At 54.1% G+C, this 270-nt stretch carries 1 rRNA gene; it reads left to right on the forward strand.

The features are described from left to right. Positions 1-172: 172 nt before the first annotated feature. Positions 173-270, forward strand: a 23S ribosomal RNA gene (locus JDF658_RS13570); the annotation flags it as partial.

Raw genomic sequence — 270 nt, forward strand, 5'->3', positions numbered from 1 at the left:
TGCTCCTTGAAAACCGCACAGAGTAAGGTAACACTCAACGATGCGAAGCATCTAAGAGTACTACGAGGGACAGCTTTTTGGCTGCCGGGCTTTAGATACGTAGCACCGTCGCAAGCTTGCTTGCGGTAACGGTGCTAGTGAGAGCCGTAGGCAGACAAAAAGCTGGAACAGAGGTTAAGATACTAAGGGCATACGGTGGATGCCTTGGCGCCAAGAGCCGAAGAAGGACGCGGAAAGCTGCGAAAAGCTCCGGGGAGCCGCAAGCAGGCT

Origin of the sequence: Carboxydocella sp. JDF658 (assembly GCF_002049395.1) — a bacterium.
In the GTDB taxonomy this organism is placed as follows: Bacteria; Bacillota.